Below are 17,236 nucleotides of genomic sequence, written 5' to 3'. Positions count from 1 at the left end.
CATACGAACTCTTGACACCCTGATCTGACTGTCGCAGAATCGAGACTCAGCTATTGTCTCTTACGCCCTGGTGCACTCGTTGTATCTGGTGAGGGACTGTCACGGTGCCGCCGGCCGCGCTGGCCGCAGGAGGGACCCATGGCCGAGCCGACCATCATCCAGCAACAGCGAGAGGTCGTACTCGCTGTCAAGCAGCTTGCCGATCAATACACCCAGGAGGAGCTCGACGCCGAGAACCGGCTCCGCCTCGACCGTGAGGCGGCCGACCAGGCGTTCGCGCAGTCCCGCGAGGCTGCCGACACCCAGCTCCGCCGCGCCTACGACATTCTCCGAACTGCTGACTTGCTCGTGCCGCAGCGTGGGGACGCTTCGACCATGGGCGAGATCGTGCCGGCCCACCCGCTGACCCTCTTCGACACCGACCTCGTCATCGGCCTGCGTATCACCACCGCCCAGATGGAAGCTCGCCTGCTGCGGATCCAGTCCGCGATGGCGGACGGCTCGTCCAGCAACCTGATCACCGTCGGCATCATCGTGGGGGCGGTGGTGGCGGCTGGGGCGATCCTGGTGATGCCGTTTGTGGCCGGGTCGGGCAACCCTGGCCTGAGCTTCGGCTGGTTCGGCGCGATGGTGAGCCCGCTGGTGCTCGCGCTGCTCGTGGCCGGCGCGCGCGCCACCTTCTTGCGACCGTACACCCCGGACGAGGACTACGGGTTCATCCGTCAGCACATGGGGTACGTCCTCTACATGCACCAGGTGCTGGTCGAGGAGGCCCGCAGCACGTTCGACCGTCGCCTCAACGAGTGGCAGGAGCGGTTTGACGAGGGGCGCTCGCGCATCGCCCAGAGCTTTCGACAGCAGCTGGCCCTCCTCGGCCCGTCGATCGACAAGTTCAATGCCGCCGCCACAGCCGTCGGGCCTGAATGGTCGGCTCCGGCCTGGAATACCTGGATGCCCTCGACCCGCATGCCGCGCGCCATCTGTGTCGGGGAGCTCCTGGCCGGCATCCGCGACGATCGCATCACCCTGCCCGCGCTGGTGCCGTTCCCGCACGACAAGCCGCTCATCATCAAGACGGACACGCATGCCCGCGAGCGCGCCATCGAAGCGGTACAGTCGATCCTCCTGCGGCTGGTGGCAACCGTCCCACCCGGCGACCTCAAGTTCACCCTGATCGATCCGCTCGGCCAGGGTCGCAACGTCGCGCCGTTCCTGGCATTCGCGGATGCCGGGCTGGGCATCGGCGAGGGCCGCTCCTGGTCCGAGCCGATGCAGATCGAGCAGCGGCTCAGCGACCTGGCCAACCTCGTCGAGGGCGCTGCTGAGGCCACAGCGTTCGCCTCGATGCTGCCGCGCCTCGACCCGAACCGTGCCAACGGCGTGGCCGAGCCGTGCCGCGTGCTGGTCATGCTCGACTTCCCGACGAACGTCTCTGGCCCGGTCAGCCGGCTGCTGACGCCGATCCTCCAGAAGGGGCCGCGCTACGGCGTCCACCCCATCCTGCTGGTGGACACCGACCAGTCGATGCCGTACGGCTTCAACCTGCACGAGATGGAGCAGATCGCGACGACGCTCGCCTGGGATGGCCGCCGGTTCGTCTGGCACGATCCCGACTTCAAGAACTGCTGGGTGGAGCTGGACAAGCCGCCACGTGGCGGGCTGGCGAAGAAGATCATCCACGGCGTGCAGCCGCAGGTGCTGCGGACCGCCTGACGCGTCCGAACACCCGCGCTACGGGGCTTCTGCTGCTGTTGCGGCGATCTCCTCGGGGTCGGCGTCGAGGATCGGCGCGGCCCGAAATTGCGTCTCGTACAGGCGGGCGTACAGACCGCCGGCCGCCAGCAATTCGGCGTGCGTCCCCCGCTCCGCGATCTGCCCGCCCTCCATCACCAGGATCTGATCGGCGGCCAGGATCGTGCTCAGCCGGTGCGCGATGACCAGGCTGGTCCGGCCACGCATCGCCCCATCCAGCGCCTGCTGGATCAGCGCCTCAGACTGCGAGTCCAGGTGCGCGGTCGCCTCGTCCAACACCAGGATACTCGGGTTCTTGAGCAGCACCCGCGCGATGGCCAGCCGCTGCTTCTCGCCGCCGGAGAGGCGGTAGCCGCGCTCGCCGACCAGCGTGTCGTAGCCGTCTGGCAGCCCCGCGATCAGCGGGTGGATGTTGGCGGCGATGCAGGCGGCCTCGATCTCCGCCTGGGACGCGTCAGGGCGCGCATAGAGCAGATTGGCGCGGATCGTGTCGTGGAAGAGGTGCGTCTCCTGGGTGACCATCCCGATCTGCGCCACCAGCGAGGCCGTGCTGAGGGTGCGGAGATCGTGGCCGTCCAGCAGGACCCGGCCCTCAGTCGGGTCGTAGAGGCGGGGCAGCAGGTAGGTGATGGTCGTCTTGCCCGCGCCGCTCGGCCCGACCAGCGCCACCAGTTGACCCGGCTGCGCCGTGAACGAGACGTGCCGGAGCGCCCAGCGCTGCGCTGCCTCGTCGGGTGCGCCGTTGCCCGCGGCCGACACCGGGGCTGTGGGCATGGCGGGCGCCGGGCCGTGGCCGTTGGTGCTCGCCGGGGCGGCAGCCGCGCTGCGCAGCGCCGGCGGCGGCTCCGCGAACCGCGTCCCGATCCGCTCGACGGCGGTCAGCCCGTTGCCGGTGGCCGCCCCGTAGGTGAAGGAGACGTCCTCGAAGCGGATCTCGCCACGCACCCGGGTCAGTTCCAGCGCGTTCGACTGCTCCTCGATCTCCAGCGGCAGATCCAGCACCTCGAACACCCGCTCGAAGCTGACCAGCGAGGTCACCAGCTCGACGCGCGCGTTCGTCAACGCCGCGATTGGCCCGTACAACTGCCCGAGGTACGCCCCGAACGCGACGACCGTCCCGATGGTCAGGCCGTCCGTCAGCACAAGGTAGCCGCCCGTCCAGAACACCATCGCCGTGCCAATCGAGCTGACCAGCCCGATGCCCAGGAAGAACCAGCGGCCGATCAGCGCCTGCCTGATGCCGACGTCGCGGATGCGCCCGGCCCGCTCCGAGAAGCGCCGGTTCTCCTCGCGCTCCCGCCCGAACAGCTTGACCAGCAGCGCCCCGCTGACGTTGAGCGTCTCGTTCATCATGCCGTTCATCTGGCCGTTCAGGGCCATGCTCTCACGGGTGACCCGCCGCAGCAGATCGCCGACCCGCCGCGCCGGCAGGATGAACAGCGGCAGGATCACGACGCCGAGGACGGTCAGCCGCCATTCGAGCGCCAGCATGATCCCGAGGGTCGCGACGAGCGCCAGCGAGTTCGAGATGACGCTGGGCAGCGTGTTGGTGATCGCCTGCTGCGATCCGACCACGTCGTTGTTGACGCGCGCCATCAGCTCGCCGGTCTTACTCTGGGTGAAGAAGCGGAGCGACTGCCGTTGGAGGTGGGCGAAGACGGCGCAGCGCAGGTCGAAGATGATCCCCTCGCCGATCTGCGAGCTGACCCAGCGCTGAAGGACGCTCACCAGCCCGTTGAGCAGTGGCACCAGCACCATCCCCGCCGCCAGCAGGTTGAGCTGCCAGAAGTCGCGGTTGGGCAACGCCTCGTCGATGAGCGCCCGCATCAGGAGCGGCGGCACCAGCGTCAGGCCGGTGATCGCCAGGATCGTCAGCAGCATCAGGGCGATGCGCCCCTGGTATGGCCGGGCGTAGCCGGCCACGCGCCGCAGCACCGAGCGGTCGATGGCTGCGCCCTTTGCATGCTCGTCCTGGTGGAGATACTGCCACCAGCCACCGCCACCCATCATCGGCCGTCGTCTCCGTGTCTGACACTGTGCATGTTGGAAGTATCCGGGCGCGGCTGGGCAAACTGCCAAAATCCACCCCCTGTCCCCTAGTATCTCAGCGCGGGCGTCATGCTGTACGCTGACTGGGGATCGACGTGAGGCCGGCGTACGCCGGCGAAAGGGTGGCGGGCAGGCACGATGGCAGTTGACGCGCGTCCGGCATCCGGGTTCAGGATGCGCCCCCTCTCCGTCGGCGATATCCTGGACGAGTCGATCCAGGTCTACCGTCGGCAGTTCGTGGCGTTCATCACGGCGGCGGCGGTGGTGATCGTGCCGCTGGCGCTGCTCCGGATGGCGCTGATCGCCGGCATGGCTATCCTCGGCGGCTCGCTCGGCAGTGGACGCATCTCCTCCGAGATGGGTGCAGCCGTTGGCATTGGCGCGGCGCTCATGACGCTGCCGGTCACGCTGCTGACGATGCTCGGGCAGTTGCTGGCCGGCGTCGCGGCGTTGAAGATCGCGTCGGACGCCATCCTCGGGCAGACCGTCAACATCTGGGACGCGTACCGCCTGGCGCTGCGCCGGTTCGGGGCCGTCAGCATCGCCGGCCTCCTGGTAGGCCTCGTGGTCAGTGGCGCGGCGTTGTGCTTTCCGGTGTCGATCTTCTTCGCGATGAGCTGGGGGCTGGTCTTCGCGGTCATCGTCATGGAGCCGGTCAGCGGCACCGATGCGCTGCGCCGAAGCTGGGAGCTGATGCGTGGCCGCCGCTGGCAGCTGATGATCTGCTACATCGTGATCTCGATGGTGGTGGCGATGCTTGTGGCGATCCCGGTGACGCTGCTGGCCGTGTTCGCAGGCGTTGGCGCGGCGATCTGGGCCGAGTCGATCTCGCAGGTTGGCTCGGGCGGCTTCGTGCTGTTCCAGGTCGGCCAGATCGTCTTGCAGGCGTTGGGTGAGACGCTGTTTCTCTCGATCTCGTACATCGTGATGGCGCGGTTCTACTTCGACGCTCGGGTACGCAAGGAGGCGTTCGACATCGAGCTGCGGCTGGATCGTCAGGCAGCCGCCCAGACCGCGGCCCAGGTCGCCGCGCAACGCCCGTGAGCGTCCCGGCATGAGCGTGCTGGCGGCGGGGATGTGGGCGCTGGCGCGCGCGGCCCTCGTGCCGGCCGGGCCTGAGGGTCTGCGCCAGAGCGATGCGCCTTCGGCCACGCCCGAGCAGCTTGCCGCGCTCGACGCGATCCTGGCCCGCCCTGAGTTCCAGATGGCGGCCGGCTCCTCGCTGTTCGAGACGTACGTGAACCGGTTCTGGAACTGGTTGTGGTCGCTGTTCGTGCGGCTGCTGGCGTGGCTGGGTGACCTGTTCGGGATCAGCCGCACGGATGCCGAGGCGGGCGTTGCGTGGATCATGCTGATCGTCAGCGTGGTCGTGGTGATCGGCGTGGCGATCGTGCTCTACCGGCTGTCGCGGGGGAGCCTCTCGGCCAACGAGCGCCTCGCCGACCGTGCCGAGGCGGGCCGCCCCGGGGCCGCTGACGAGCGTGCGCGGGCGCGTGCCGTCGCCCAGGCCGACCCGCGCCTTGCCGTCCATCATCTCTACCTGGCGGTCCTGCTGCGGCTGGACGAGCGCGCGCACCTGGTGTTCGACGGCGCGCTCACCAACCGCGAGTTTCTGCCGCACCTGACCGGCGATCCGTCCCTGGTGGAGCCGTTCTCGGCGCTGGTGGCCCGCTTCGACCGCCTCTGGTACGGCCAGCAGACGTGCTCTGAGGCCGAGTACGCCCACTTCAGTGTGCTGGCCGAGCGCGTCTGGGAGGCGGCCGGGGCGGTCGATCCACCGTCGGCTCGGGACAGCGAGCGTGCCGTCGCTGCCGGGGGCGTCCGCCCGTGAACCGGCGGCTGGCGCTGTTCGGCGGGCTGTTCGTGCTGCTGTTCGCCATGCTGGTGCTGGTCTCGCCGGACAACCGCGAGCAGCCACGGCTGACGGTCTACTCTGCGCAGCCCACGGGTGGGAAAGCGCTCCGTCTCTGGCTCGAAGCGCTCGGCCACACCGTCTCGACTATCGAGGCAGAGCCGTACCGCGTGCCGGGCAACGCCAACGTGGTGGTCGTGTTGGCCCCGCGCTCGTCGCTCGACGGCGCGGTAGTGGCCGAGCTGGAACGGTTCGTCCGTCGGGGTGGGCGGCTGGTGGTGCATGCGACGTTCGAGACAGCGCCCTTGCTGCGGAGCTTCTCCCTTGCACTGCGGCCGGTGGCGGACATCGTGCGGGTGGTCCCCGCGAACGGCGCCGGGCTCGATCCACGGATCGAGCCGATGTCGTTGCCCGCGACGGCGACCGCCCGGGCCTTCGATCTGACCCGGACCAGCGGCCGGCTCACGCCCCTGCTCTACGGCGAGCGCGAGGAGGCCTCCCCGGCCGGCGGGCGGCCGGTGCTGGCCGCTCGCGTCACGGCCGGGCGCGGCGAGGTCATCGCGATCACCGTCCCGGACCTGTTCTCGAACGAGGGCTTGCGGACCCCTGACCATGCCCGGCTGGCGCTCTCGCTGATCGGGCCGAGCGGCCAGGGCCAGACGGTGGCGTTCGACGAGCTGCACCACGGTTTCGGGCAGACCCGGAGTGGTGGCCTGTTCCGATTCGTGTTCGCGTACACCTGGGGGCGGGCGGTGTTCTGGGCTGGCGTGGTGCTGCTGGTCTTCCTGCTCTGGCGTGGACGACGGCTCGGCCGGTCCGTCCCCGTGTTTGTGGACCGTGGACGGTCACTCGGAGAGCTGGTGTCGTCGCAGGCGGCGCTCTACCGGGCCGGCCGCAAGCGGGCGTGGGTGGCCGAGCACCTGGCGCGGCAGGTGCGCCACCAGCTCACCCAGGCTGTCGGCCTGCCGGCCGATGCCACCGACGAGGAGCTGGCGACCCGTGCCCGCCAGCTCGGGCGCGACCCAGGTCGGGCGCTGCGGGTGCTGGCCGGCGTCCGCAACGCCCGTTCGGACCGCCAACTGGTGACGCTGACGCACGAGGCCCGTGGCGCCCGGGCTGAGTTGACGGCCCGCGAGGCTCGCCCGACTGGCCCCTGAGCACTCGCACTCGCTCCTGGGCGCACGCATCAATGCCATGCTCCTGCGGTGCTCGCCATCCCTGGTACCATTCGTCGGGTCGCGTAGACCTCACCCCACGCCGCGATCTGCGTGCCGCACTCGGCGATCCACACCCGGAGTGCGTGAAGCATGTTCGATCCTCCAGCCATCTGGCGGAACGGCCCGCTTCGCCTCTACCACGGCACGCTTCAGGATTCGGTCGCCTCGATTCAGCGGGGGATTGATCCCGTCTACTTCAAGCCCAGCCGTGACTTCGGACGAGGTCTTTATCTCACCTCGTCGCTTCGTCAGGCCTCCGTCCGTGCTGAGCTTTCTCGTTGACCGTGAGGCGCTCGCGCGGCTTGATCTGCTGACGTTCGTGCGCGGTGACTACGACGCAGCGGACTTTTGGAGTTTCGTTCGGCACTGTCGAGAGAACGATGACCATCATGGTCGCGTTTCAAACGGCGGTTGGTATGATGTCGTGGCAAGGCCAGTCGCTGCGTTCTGGAAGCAGCGCGCATGCTACGCGGGTGCCGACCAGATCAGCTTTCACACTGCGAGCGCGCTGGCCGTGCTTGGACGGGCGAGCCAGGAGGTTGTGTCGTGATGCGAGCCGGCGTACGCCACCCAGCATACGACTACGCGGACGAGATTCGGGCGTTCTGGGACACGGTGCGCGACTCGCTTATCGAGTTACACGGCCTCAGTTCGGCAGATGCCGCGCGTCGGGTTCTCGGACTCAGGCAACGACTCAACGACCGTCCAACCGACAACACGCTTGACATCATCTACCACGCCGAGCCATTTGATGTCGCCTGCAATCTCGCTGAGCATGAGATTCGATGGGAGGATCATCAGGCAGCGTACCGCGCGATCTCCGACCGCCATCAGGCGACGGTCCGCGTGCGGAGGCCAATCTCTTCCCAGAGTCCGTATCTGTCGTAGGACGTTGGAGGCTCTATGAGCGCGCAGCAGCCCGAGCGGATGCAGGGCGTCCTCTCGCCGGTCGTCACCCCCTTCGACGCCGATCTTCAGCCTGATGCCGCCCGCTTCGTGCGGCACTGTCAGTGGCTGCTCAGCAACGACGTCGGGCTGGCAGTCTTCGGCACCAACTCGGAGGGCAACTCGCTGTCGGTGGGGGAGAAGGTCCGGCTGCTCGACACGCTGGTCGAGGCGGGCATCCCGGCCGGCCGCATGATGCCCGGCACCGGCGCCTGCGCCCTCACGGATACCGTTGAGCTGACCCGCCACGCCGTGCAGCTCGGCGCGGGCGGCGTCCTGATGCTGCCGCCGTTCTACTACAAGGGCCTCTCCGACGACGGCCTTTTCCGCAGCTTCTCGGAGGTCATCCAGCGGGTCGGCGACAGTCGCCTGCGGATCTACCTCTACCACATCCCCCCGGTCGCCAACGTGCCGATCACGCTGACGGTCATCGAGCGGCTGCTGAAGGCGTACCCGGGCACCATCGCCGGCATCAAGGACAGTTCGGGCGACTGGTCGAACACCAGGGCGATGCTCGATCGGTTCCAGCCGCACGGCTTCGACGTCTTCTGCGGGAGCGAGTCGTTCCTGCTGGCGACCATGCGCGGGGGTGGGGCCGGCTGCATCTCGGCCACGGCGAACGTCAACCCGGGGCCGATTGCGAAGCTGGCGGCCACCTGGCAGAACGCGGATGCCGACGCCCAACAGGATGCGCTGGACGTGGTCCGCAAGGTCTTCCAGGGGTACGTGATGATCCCGGCCCTCAAGGCGGCCGTCGCGCACTACGGCGACGATGCCGACTGGGTGACGGTTCGCCCGCCGCTGACCGAGCTGACCGCCGCCGAGCGCGCGGACCTCGCGAAGAACCTCGATGCCGTCGGCTTCACCATGCCGGGGCTGGCCGTCGCCGCCCGCTGACTCGCGCTCAGCATTCGGCGCGCAGGCCTACTACTGCGCCATGGTGAATACGAGGCGTGTCATCCCGACCGAAGCGAGGCACGGGCGGAGCGGAGGGATCTTCTCCGGCCACACACCAGGTCCACCGGGGAAGATCTCTCGACTTCGCTCCTTCGTCGCTTCGCTCGGGATGACGGATACCCCGATCAGCTTCATCGTGGTCGTGTACGAGCCGCGTGCCTGTCAGACGCAGCAAGAGGCCGCGCTGGGGAGTCACATCCTGAGCGCGGCCCCATTCTGTTTCCGGGGATACTACGCCTTGCGGTAGTAGTCCGTCTTCATCATCTCGTTCCAGTTGCCGTCCTGGCCCTGGAAGCGGGCCGTCAGCGTGTGGTGGTTGTCGTCCACCAGCTCCACGATGTCGTGGTACATGGTCGTCTTGCCGGGCGCCTCGAAGCTCGGACCCTCAGACGCCAGGATCAGCTTCTCGCCCTCACGAGTCGCGTCGTAGACCCAGAGCTTCGTCATCATCGAGCCGAACCACGTCCCGACGTACTTGCCCGCCTGGGCGTCAAACCCGAGCGTCATGAAGCTGATCATCGAGTCGCCATCGGGCATCACTCCGGTGGCCTCGCCGTGGATGAAGAACCCGCCGATGGAGCGGATGCTCATCGTGCCGGTAGCCTTGACTGGCTCGCCGGTCGGCCCGCAGGACATCTCGGTGACGGACTCCCACTCGCCGACGAACTTCTGGAGCCACTCGTGCTCGGCCTGGGGCTTCTCCATCTCGTACTCAGGCGCCGCGGACTGTGTCTCAGCGGTATCGATCGCCATCTCGCTGCTCCCTCTCACGAATCTGCTGACACTCGGGGCGGTGCGCCCCGACGCTGGTGAGGCGTTCACTGAGGCTGAACGGTCGTTCAGGACCGCGACAGCCGCTGTGCTCGCCGACGATAGATTGAGAGCGCGGTGCTGAGTCCCGCGCCGCGCTCTCGCGAGGTGTGCTGGCTGTCGCTGGTGGGTCAGCCGCCGGCCATCGCCCCGACCACCCGGAACGGCTCCTGACCGGCCGCCACCGGTGCTGGCAGCGGCGAGTCCGGCGACTCGTTCGAGAGGTCTTCCTGGCAGGCGAAAAACCGCACGAACGCTCGCCTCCTCCTGGTGGCGCGGTCGCGGATCGTCCCCTGCAGCATCGGGTAGCGGGCTTCGAGTGCGTCGAGCACAGTGCGCTGGGTCACCTCGCCCGACACGTCGAGCGCCAGCTCGCCGTCCACCTTCGCCAGCGTCCGCAGGTGGAAGGGGATGATGACCCGGATCATGGCAGCGTCTGGACCTCGACCGACACCACGGCCGGCAGGTCTCGCACGATGGGCGCCCAGCTGTCGCCGCCGTCCGCCGAGGCGTAGACCTGGCCGCCCGTCGTGCCGAAGTAGACGCCGCACTCGTCCATCTTGTCCACGGCCATCGCGTCGCGCAGGACATTGACGTAGCAGTCAGCCTGGGGCAGCCCGTTCGTCAACGCTTCCCACTCGTTGCCGCCACTCTTGCTGCGGTAGACGCGCAGCTTGCCCTCTGGGGGAAAATGCTCCGAGTCGCTCTTGATCGGCACCACGTAGACGGTCTCTGGCTCGTGGGCATGCACGTCGATGGGGAAGCCGAAATCGGTCGGCAGGTTGCCGCTGATCTCGTACCAGCTTTCGCCGGCGTCGTCGGAGCGCATCACGTCCCAGTGCTTCTGCATGAACAGGGTGTTCGGCCTGGACGGATGCATCGCCAGCCGGTGCACGCAGTGCCCGACCTCGGCATCGGGGTTCGGCAACTCGTACGGCGACTTCAGCCCCTTGTTGGTCGGCCGCCAGGTCTCGCCGGCGTCGTCCGAGCGGAAGACGCCGGCCGCCGAGATCGCGCCAAACATGCGGCCCGGCGTCTGTGGGTCCAGCACGATGGTGTGCAGCCCCATGCCACCGGCGCCCGGCTGCCAGTACTTGCCGGACTCGTGGTTACGGAGACCCGTCATCTCGTGCCACGACTGCCCGCCGTCCGTGGTGCGGAAGAGCGCCGCGTCTTCCACGCCCGCGTAGACGGTGTCCGGGTCCGCCAGCGACGGCTCGACGTGCCACACCCGTGCGAACTCCCACGGGTGCGGGGTGCCGTCGTACCAGAGATGGGTGCCGGGCGTGCCATCGTAGGCGAACTGGTTGCCGACCGGCTCCCAGGTCTTGCCGCCATCGCTGGAGCGCTGCATCAACTGGCCGAACCAGCCGCTGGTCTGCGAGGCGTAGATCCGATTCGGATCGGCCGGCGAGCCCTTCATGTGGTAGATCTCCCAGCCCGCAAAGTGCGGGCCGCTGACCTCCCAGCGGTCACGCTTGCCGTCGGCGGTCAGGATGAACGCGCCCTTGCGCGTCCCCACGAGTACCCGTACGCCAGTCATCTCCCTTGCCCTCCACACAGGAGTTTCCGCTCGGCACACACCCGACGGACGACCATGCGCGCGAGCGCTCGCACTTCGATCGCGCTGACGACATCCACCTGTAGAGCAGCCTGCGCCGTGCTGCCGCGTGCATATGCACACGCTGATCGTACGGGAAGAACATCCGTTCTGGAAGGGGTTTCGCGTTACGGAGAGATCACACGTTCTGGCCGGCCGTGTGTCAGTCGTCATGTCTGCCGCGTGCGGGGCCTGCCCGACGAGGTCAGGGTGTGTCGGGACTGCGACAGCTGTTCGAGCTTCAGGGTCTACGGTGCGCGCACTGAGACGCCGTTTGAATCCTGACGCGTACCTGATGTCAACCTGCGCCTTTCTAACGCCCGCCTGACGAATCCCGTGCGACACTGTGGTCGGGACACAGACCGACACCCCAGCACCCCTGACACGGCCCCTGGCCGTGACGAGAGACGGGACGGAAGGGATCACGACGATGCAGGCAGTAGCAGAGCTGGTAGAGCTGGCGAAGCAGGGTGACCACCAGGCGTTCGCGTCCCTCTACGAGCAGTACTCCCCGCTCGTCTACCGCTTCCTGCGCCGCCGCCTCGATGGCTCGGACGACATCGTGGAGGATCTGACCGAGGACATTTTCGTCAAGGTCTACGAGAAGCTCGACAAGTACGTGGAGCGCGGCCTTCCCTTCACCGCCTGGCTCTACCGCATCGCCCACAACCACCTCGTCGACTACCTCCGCACCCTTCCCCGGACCGCTGCGTCGTCTCTGGACGAGGTCGCGGAGATGCCCGAGCTGCGGCCCAGCTCGGACTACACCCGCGTGCTCGACCGCCACTCCCTCGAGCCTGCGATGGCTCGCCTGACCCCCGAGCAGCGGCAGGCTGTTGAGCTGCGCTTCATGCAGGGCATGAGCGTCGCCGAGACCTCCGCCGTCATGGGGCGGTCCGACGAGGCCGTCAAGAAGCTGCAGGCCCGCGCACTCGCAAACCTCCGCCGGTATCTCTCTCCGTCAACCGCCCAGCCCATCCAGACTGCCCGCCCGACGATTCCCACGAACGTTACGCCGTTCCGCAAGGCTGTCGCTTAGTCGCCTGCTCTCTCGTCGATCGCTCTCCCGCCGGACCCGCTGAGACGCTCCTGCAAGACCCGCTCTCTCCACCAACTGGCAGCGCCCACCACCAGCAGCAGCATCCACAACGCTCGCAACCAGTATCTGCCCGCTCTCACTCAGGCTGCTTCGTTTTCGCTGATCTCACGAGCTTTCCTGCCAGGATCGAACAGCTCTCCCGCTCTCGTCCCCCCGCTATGCTTGACGCCAGCCCCCTCGACCAACTGTCGAGGGGGCGCTTTTGTGTTCGGCCCGGCGCCGAGCAGCCGCCCGGGCGCTACGACAGGGCGTGGCTGGCAGGGCGTGGCTGGCAGGGCGTGGCTGGCAGGGCGTGGCCGGCAGGGCGTGGCCGGCGGCGCTCCCGCCGTGATGATTGACGAGCGGGGCGGCCGTGGCTGCCAGCGTCGCGGGCTGGCGGCTCTTCGCGCGAGAGTGTGCGGTCCGGGTGTGATAGACTCCCACGTGGAGCGTGGCGTCTCGCCTGGGTTCAGACGCTCGCACATTTTTGTGACACGTTCGGGGCCGTTCGCCTCCGACTTGCATGGATTCACCGCTCGTTCTGGTCGTCGATGATGAGCCGCATATCTGCCTGCTGGTGCGCGAGACCCTCCGCGCGGCCGGTATGACCGTGCGCTCTGCGTCGGACGGCCGGCAGGCGTTGCGTGCGTTGGACGAGGACGATCCCGCGCTGATCCTGCTGGACGTCGGGCTGCCGGACATCGACGGCTTCTCGCTCTGTTCGCGCATCCGCGAGGTCAGCCGCGCGCCGATCATCATGCTGACGGCCCGCCATCACGACGAGGACGTGGTCCGGGGCTTCAAGGCTGGTGCTGACGACTACGTCATCAAGCCGTTCAGCCCACGCCAGTTGGCCGCGCGCGCCGAAGCGATGTTGCGACGTTCCCGCGGGCCGTCGGCAGTTGTGGGGCGGTATCACGATCAGCATCTGGAGATCGACGTCTCGTCGCGACGCAGCGTGCTCAAAGGCGAAGCATCGCGGCTCACGCCATCCGAGGCCAAGCTGATGGATCTCGTGCTGGCGCACCCGCGTCGGGTGTTCACGCCGCAGGAGCTGCTCCGTCACCTGCGCGGCCCCGGCTACGAGGACGCACATGGGGCGCTCCGGCAGGTGATTCTCGGGCTGCGCCGCAAGATCGAGCCGGACCCGTCGTCGCCCACCTACCTCGTGACAGCGCCCGGCGGCGGGTACGCTTTCGAGCCGCACCTCGACTGACCGGCCCGCGCAGCCCGCCCGACTAGGGCTGGCGCGCACCGTGGGCTGCGGCAGGTCTGGCAGGCATCTGTGCAAGCTGCCACAGGCATTGTGCCAGGAAGACGGTCCTGGCCCCTGTTCGACGGGAGTCGATTGGGCGATCTGCCCAACACTCCTGCGGCTTTCTTGTCCCCGCTGTCCAATGTTGACACCATCGGAAGCCGGTATCCTGACCGAGACGGCTGGGCCGGGCGCTCGGGCGCAGCCCAGGTGACTCCTTCAGCGAGGCATTTCGCGGCCCCATGTCCGCCACTGTTCACGATGTCTGGGCCGGCGCGCTTCCGCCGGGCACGCAACTCGTCGGTGGTCAACTCGGGTTGGACCGTGAAGTCCGCTGGGTGATCACCCTCCGCCCGCGCCCCCCAGGCCTTGTGGGGCTCAAGGGTGGTGAGCTGGTACTCGTCGCCGCCGACACACTCCGCTCGCTCGACGACCGGTTGACGCTGGCTCGCGCACTCGATCAGCTGGCTCAGGCTGGCGTGGCGGCCGTCGCGGCCCGTGGCGGCATCGATCAGTCGGCCATCGCTCGGGCGGATGCGCTCGGGTTCCCGCTGCTCTCCCTGCCGAAAGACGCCTCCCTCAGCGAGTCCGAGCACGAGGCGTTGCGCCTGCTGGCCGACCGCCAGGCCGAGACGGCCGAGCAGACCCGGCAGGTGCAGCAGCAGTTGACCGAGCTGTTGATCGCCGGACACGGGCTGCCGGCCATCGTGGATCGGCTGGCCGTGCTCACGCGGCGTGCCGTGGCTGTCGAGGATGCGTCAGGCATCCGCCAGTTGAGTGGCGCTGCCGTGAGTTTGCCGGACCGCGTCCAGGTCGTCGATGCGCTGGATCGGGCGCGCTCGCGGCTGTACGCCTGGATCGATGGGCGGCGCGTGCCGGCCGCCGACCCGCCAACCCAGCGCTTCCGCCTGGAACTGGACGGCATCGGGCGGGTGGTGGCCCCCATCGCCGCCGACGACGGTGCGCTGGCGTTCCTGTCGCTGATCGCGCCGCACGAGTCGCTGAATCGGGCGGACGCGCTGAGCGCGTCCCAGGGCGCGACGGTCTGCGCACTGGTGCTGGCCCGTGAGCGGGCGGTTCTTCAGGCCGAGGACCGTCTGCGCCGTGACGTGGTGACGGACCTCCTCAGCGGCGCGTTCACCTCCGACTCGGCCCTGCTGGAGCGTGCGGAGCGGCTCGGCTTCAACCTGACGGCGCCGCATCTGCCGATTGCCCTGCGGGTCGCCTCCGATTCGGCGACTGCCCTGCCGCGCAGCCATGACGTCGTCACTGGCCTGATCCGCGAGTTGAGCCGGCTCGGCGTCTCGGCGCCGGTCGGCGTGCTTGGGGACACCATCGGGCTGGCGCATCCGGTCGACGGCAATGAGCCTGTCGCCATCGCCGCGCGCGTCCACCGGCTGGCGGCCCAGGTCAGCGGCAAGGTTGTGTCGGCAGGCGTCGGGCGGGTCGGGACCGGCCCGACGGCCATCGCGCAGGGCTACCGCGAGGCCGACCGCGCCCTGGTCATCGCGCGGCGGCTGTTCCCGCCCGGCGAGCTGACCTTCTTCCAGAACCTGGGAGTACACCGGCTGCTGCTGGCGCTCGACGGGCACCCGGAGCTCGGCGCATTCTACGAGGAGACGCTGGCGGCCATCGACCAGTACGACCGCTCGAACCGGTCGGAGCTGCTGCCGACGCTCGAAGCGTTCTTCGCCGCCGACAACAGCCTTGCCGAGACGGCCTCGCGGCTGCATCTTCACCGCAACACGGTCGCCTATCGCCTGCGGCGCATCGAGCAGATCAGCGGCCATCACCTGAGCGACCCTGAGACCAGACTGGCGCTGCATCTGGGGTTGCGGGTGCGCCACGCGCTGGCGGCCCGCGAGCCGGACACGGACCCGATCAGCCTGGCGCCGCCGGCGAACCTGGCCGAGCGGCGGCTGGCCCGCTGAGCGGCCGTCAGGGAATCTCGCCCGCCGCCCCACACGTCTCGCCGGCCGTCCCGTCAGGCGCTCGGGCCGTCCAGTCCGTCCGCACGCCGCACGACCTTGCATTCGGCGGCGTCGGTTGTTACCCCTGCACAAACCCCCGTTTGTGGACCGTGCACGGCTTGGCTTCGCTGTGCCATCCCGCTTAAGCTTCCCCGCACGTGTCCGGATCCCCGCTGCTGGGGGTGACGGCGCTGGCCGGCGCCTGCGTCCGGCTCCTCCCACAGCCCACGACGAGGAGTGACTGTGCGCGCGTTGCGCCTGCTTCGCTGGACCGCTCCCTTTCTGATCGCGCTGGCGGTGCTGTGTGCTGGCGTCACGCCAGCGCCGGCCCAGGCCATGCCGGTCCCGCCGAGCCGGCTGGGCACCTCGGCGGACTATCAGGGCTTCATCAATGGGCGCTTTCTGATCCTGAACATGCACGGCGGCTTCATCCACCGGAGCATCGACCCGGTTCAGGAGAACATCCGCTACGCTGCCTGGATGAACGCAGGGGCGATCCGGATCTTCGCCACGGACAGCACGCAGAACAGCGCCGAGGATGCCAACTGGCTCGGCAACCGCATCGCGGATGTCGCGCCGGCCCTTCGCGCCAACGACGTGAAGCTGATCGTCGCCCTGGTCAATAACCACGAGGAAGTGCCGGGCGAGCCACGCAACAGCGTCGGGATGAAGGATGGCTACTGGCAGCACCTGCTGCCCTTCTTTCAGGGCAACTGGCGCGGCCCGTACCTCGACTTCAGCCGTCGGCTGATCTCGACCGTTGTCAGCCGGGGTGCGCGCGACGTGATCCTGGCCTGGGAGTACGGCAACGAGCTGAACACCCAGGACGATCCGCCCCTCGTGCTGACCTTCTTCGAGCAGATGCGCCGTGAGATCCGGGCCATCGACCCGACGACGCCGATCTGGCCCGGCACGATGGGCAGCCACCACCTGACGCCGGCCTGGGAGTACTCGCTGGCCCGCCGCCTCTACTGCGAGGGGCCGATTGACGCCTACACGCTCCACACCTACGACTGGGTGGACGCCTACCACCCCGGCGACATGCCGATTGACCGCGACCTGAACTACGTCGTCAACTACCCGTGCGAGAATGGGCGCAAGCTGCCGGTGGTGGTCGAGGAGCTGGGGACGTCCCGCGAGTTGCCCGGCTCCTACACGGCTGACAACGAGAGCGCCCGCATCGAGCAGGAGATCAACCAGCTGCGGATGGTGCTGTCCTACGATCAGGTCGTGGGGGTTGGCGCGTGGTCCGCCGAAAGCCCGAACACGCCGATCTTCCGCCACGATAACCGTCGCGGCCTGACCTCGTACGGCCCGGGCCGCGACGGCTCCGGCTCCTGCTACCCGGGCGCGCCCGACGGATACGGCGGAGCACGCTGCCGGCTGGAGCAGATCCTCCGGAACCTGCCCAGCCGCCCGTGAGCGCTGTCTCGGTCCTGGTGACACGAAAGCAGGCCCGCGGTGCAGGGCGATTGCATGTTCGTCCGTGTTCCCGAAGCGCGACTAGACGAGCGGTCGGGGACTGAAGTCCCCGCCTACCGTCATGCCGTCGCTGCGCGACGGCCGTCGGGAACGGCCGGCACTGGTGCGACTGGCGCGTCGCGCAGCGACTGCAGGATGGTAGGCGGGGCTTTCAAGCCCCGACGAGGCGGCACGACGCGCTCAACATACGATTGCACTGGTAGCAGCATCAGGGCGATCGCATGTTCGTTGGTGTACCCGAAGCATCATGGAACGGGCGGTCGGGGGTT

At 68.4% G+C, this 17,236-nt stretch carries 15 protein-coding genes; 11 read left to right on the top strand and 4 right to left on the bottom strand.

The genetic code is table 11. From position 1 onward, the window contains the following. Positions 1-138 precede the first annotated feature (138 nt). Positions 139-1,713 (top strand): hypothetical protein, encoded by a 1,575-nt coding sequence (locus tag IT306_15625; protein ID MCC7369857.1) that lies wholly within the window; start codon positions 139-141, stop codon positions 1,711-1,713. An 18-nt stretch (positions 1,714-1,731) separates the two neighbouring features. Here IT306_15625 and IT306_15620 read toward each other — a convergent pair whose 3' ends face one another. Then, positions 1,732-3,762, bottom strand: coding sequence for an ABC transporter ATP-binding protein (locus IT306_15620; GenBank protein ID MCC7369856.1), 2,031 nt, complete (start codon positions 3,760-3,762; stop codon positions 1,732-1,734). Between the two features lie 177 nt (positions 3,763-3,939). Between IT306_15620 and IT306_15615 the strand changes: the two genes are divergently transcribed. The 6 genes from IT306_15615 to IT306_15590 all read left to right on the top strand — a co-directional run bounded on the left by IT306_15615 (position 3,940) and on the right by IT306_15590 (position 8,712). Then, the gene (locus tag IT306_15615; protein MCC7369855.1) at positions 3,940-4,845 is read left to right on the top strand and encodes a hypothetical protein; all 906 of its coding nucleotides are present in this window, start codon (positions 3,940-3,942) and stop codon (positions 4,843-4,845) included. Positions 4,846-4,855: 10 nt separating this feature from the next. Then, positions 4,856-5,632 (top strand): DUF4129 domain-containing protein, encoded by a 777-nt coding sequence (locus IT306_15610; protein ID MCC7369854.1) that lies wholly within the window; start codon positions 4,856-4,858, stop codon positions 5,630-5,632. Next, the gene (locus IT306_15605; protein MCC7369853.1) at positions 5,629-6,810 is read left to right on the top strand and encodes a DUF4350 domain-containing protein; all 1,182 of its coding nucleotides are present in this window, start codon (positions 5,629-5,631) and stop codon (positions 6,808-6,810) included. Before IT306_15610 ends, IT306_15605 begins: the two co-directional genes overlap by 4 nt. A gap of 322 nt (positions 6,811-7,132) precedes the next feature. Beyond that, positions 7,133-7,420, top strand: a complete 288-nt coding sequence (locus IT306_15600) for a hypothetical protein (GenBank protein ID MCC7369852.1) — start codon at positions 7,133-7,135, stop codon at positions 7,418-7,420. Next, the gene (locus IT306_15595; protein ID MCC7369851.1) at positions 7,417-7,758 is read left to right on the top strand and encodes a hypothetical protein; all 342 of its coding nucleotides are present in this window, start codon (positions 7,417-7,419) and stop codon (positions 7,756-7,758) included. The genes IT306_15600 and IT306_15595 overlap by 4 nt, the downstream gene beginning before the upstream one ends. Before the next feature lie 15 nt (positions 7,759-7,773). Then, positions 7,774-8,712: a dihydrodipicolinate synthase family protein gene (locus IT306_15590; GenBank protein MCC7369850.1), complete on the top strand. Its 939-nt coding sequence runs from the start codon at positions 7,774-7,776 to the stop codon at positions 8,710-8,712. Between the two features lie 291 nt (positions 8,713-9,003). Here the strand turns inward: IT306_15590 and IT306_15585 are convergent, their stop codons facing one another. From IT306_15585 to IT306_15575, 3 genes are all read right to left on the bottom strand, one after another. Next, positions 9,004-9,525 (bottom strand): DUF1579 domain-containing protein, encoded by a 522-nt coding sequence (locus IT306_15585; GenBank protein MCC7369849.1) that lies wholly within the window; start codon positions 9,523-9,525, stop codon positions 9,004-9,006. 188 nt (positions 9,526-9,713) lie between these two features. Next, positions 9,714-10,010 (bottom strand): MoaD/ThiS family protein, encoded by a 297-nt coding sequence (locus IT306_15580; protein ID MCC7369848.1) that lies wholly within the window; start codon positions 10,008-10,010, stop codon positions 9,714-9,716. Next, the gene (locus IT306_15575; GenBank protein MCC7369847.1) at positions 10,007-11,125 is read right to left on the bottom strand and encodes an exo-alpha-sialidase; all 1,119 of its coding nucleotides are present in this window, start codon (positions 11,123-11,125) and stop codon (positions 10,007-10,009) included. Before IT306_15575 ends, IT306_15580 begins: the two co-directional genes overlap by 4 nt. A gap of 487 nt (positions 11,126-11,612) precedes the next feature. Between IT306_15575 and IT306_15570 the strand changes: the two genes are divergently transcribed. From IT306_15570 to IT306_15555, 4 genes are all read left to right on the top strand, one after another. After that, complete coding sequence (locus tag IT306_15570) at positions 11,613-12,221, top strand: sigma-70 family RNA polymerase sigma factor (protein MCC7369846.1); 609 nt, start codon at positions 11,613-11,615, stop codon at positions 12,219-12,221. A 562-nt stretch (positions 12,222-12,783) separates the two neighbouring features. Beyond that, complete coding sequence (locus IT306_15565) at positions 12,784-13,476, top strand: response regulator transcription factor (protein MCC7369845.1); 693 nt, start codon at positions 12,784-12,786, stop codon at positions 13,474-13,476. 281 nt (positions 13,477-13,757) lie between these two features. Then, positions 13,758-15,446 (top strand): helix-turn-helix domain-containing protein, encoded by a 1,689-nt coding sequence (locus IT306_15560; GenBank protein ID MCC7369844.1) that lies wholly within the window; start codon positions 13,758-13,760, stop codon positions 15,444-15,446. A gap of 282 nt (positions 15,447-15,728) precedes the next feature. Further along, complete coding sequence (locus IT306_15555; protein MCC7369843.1) at positions 15,729-16,907, top strand: hypothetical protein; 1,179 nt, start codon at positions 15,729-15,731, stop codon at positions 16,905-16,907. The last annotated feature ends 329 nt before the right edge of the window (positions 16,908-17,236 follow it).

It is taken from the genome of Chloroflexota bacterium, from assembly GCA_020850535.1.
GTDB lineage: Bacteria > Chloroflexota > UBA6077 > UBA6077 > JACCZL01 > JADZEM01.
Note: the sequence above shows the minus strand (reverse complement) of the source record. Positions and strands in the feature narration are given on the sequence as shown.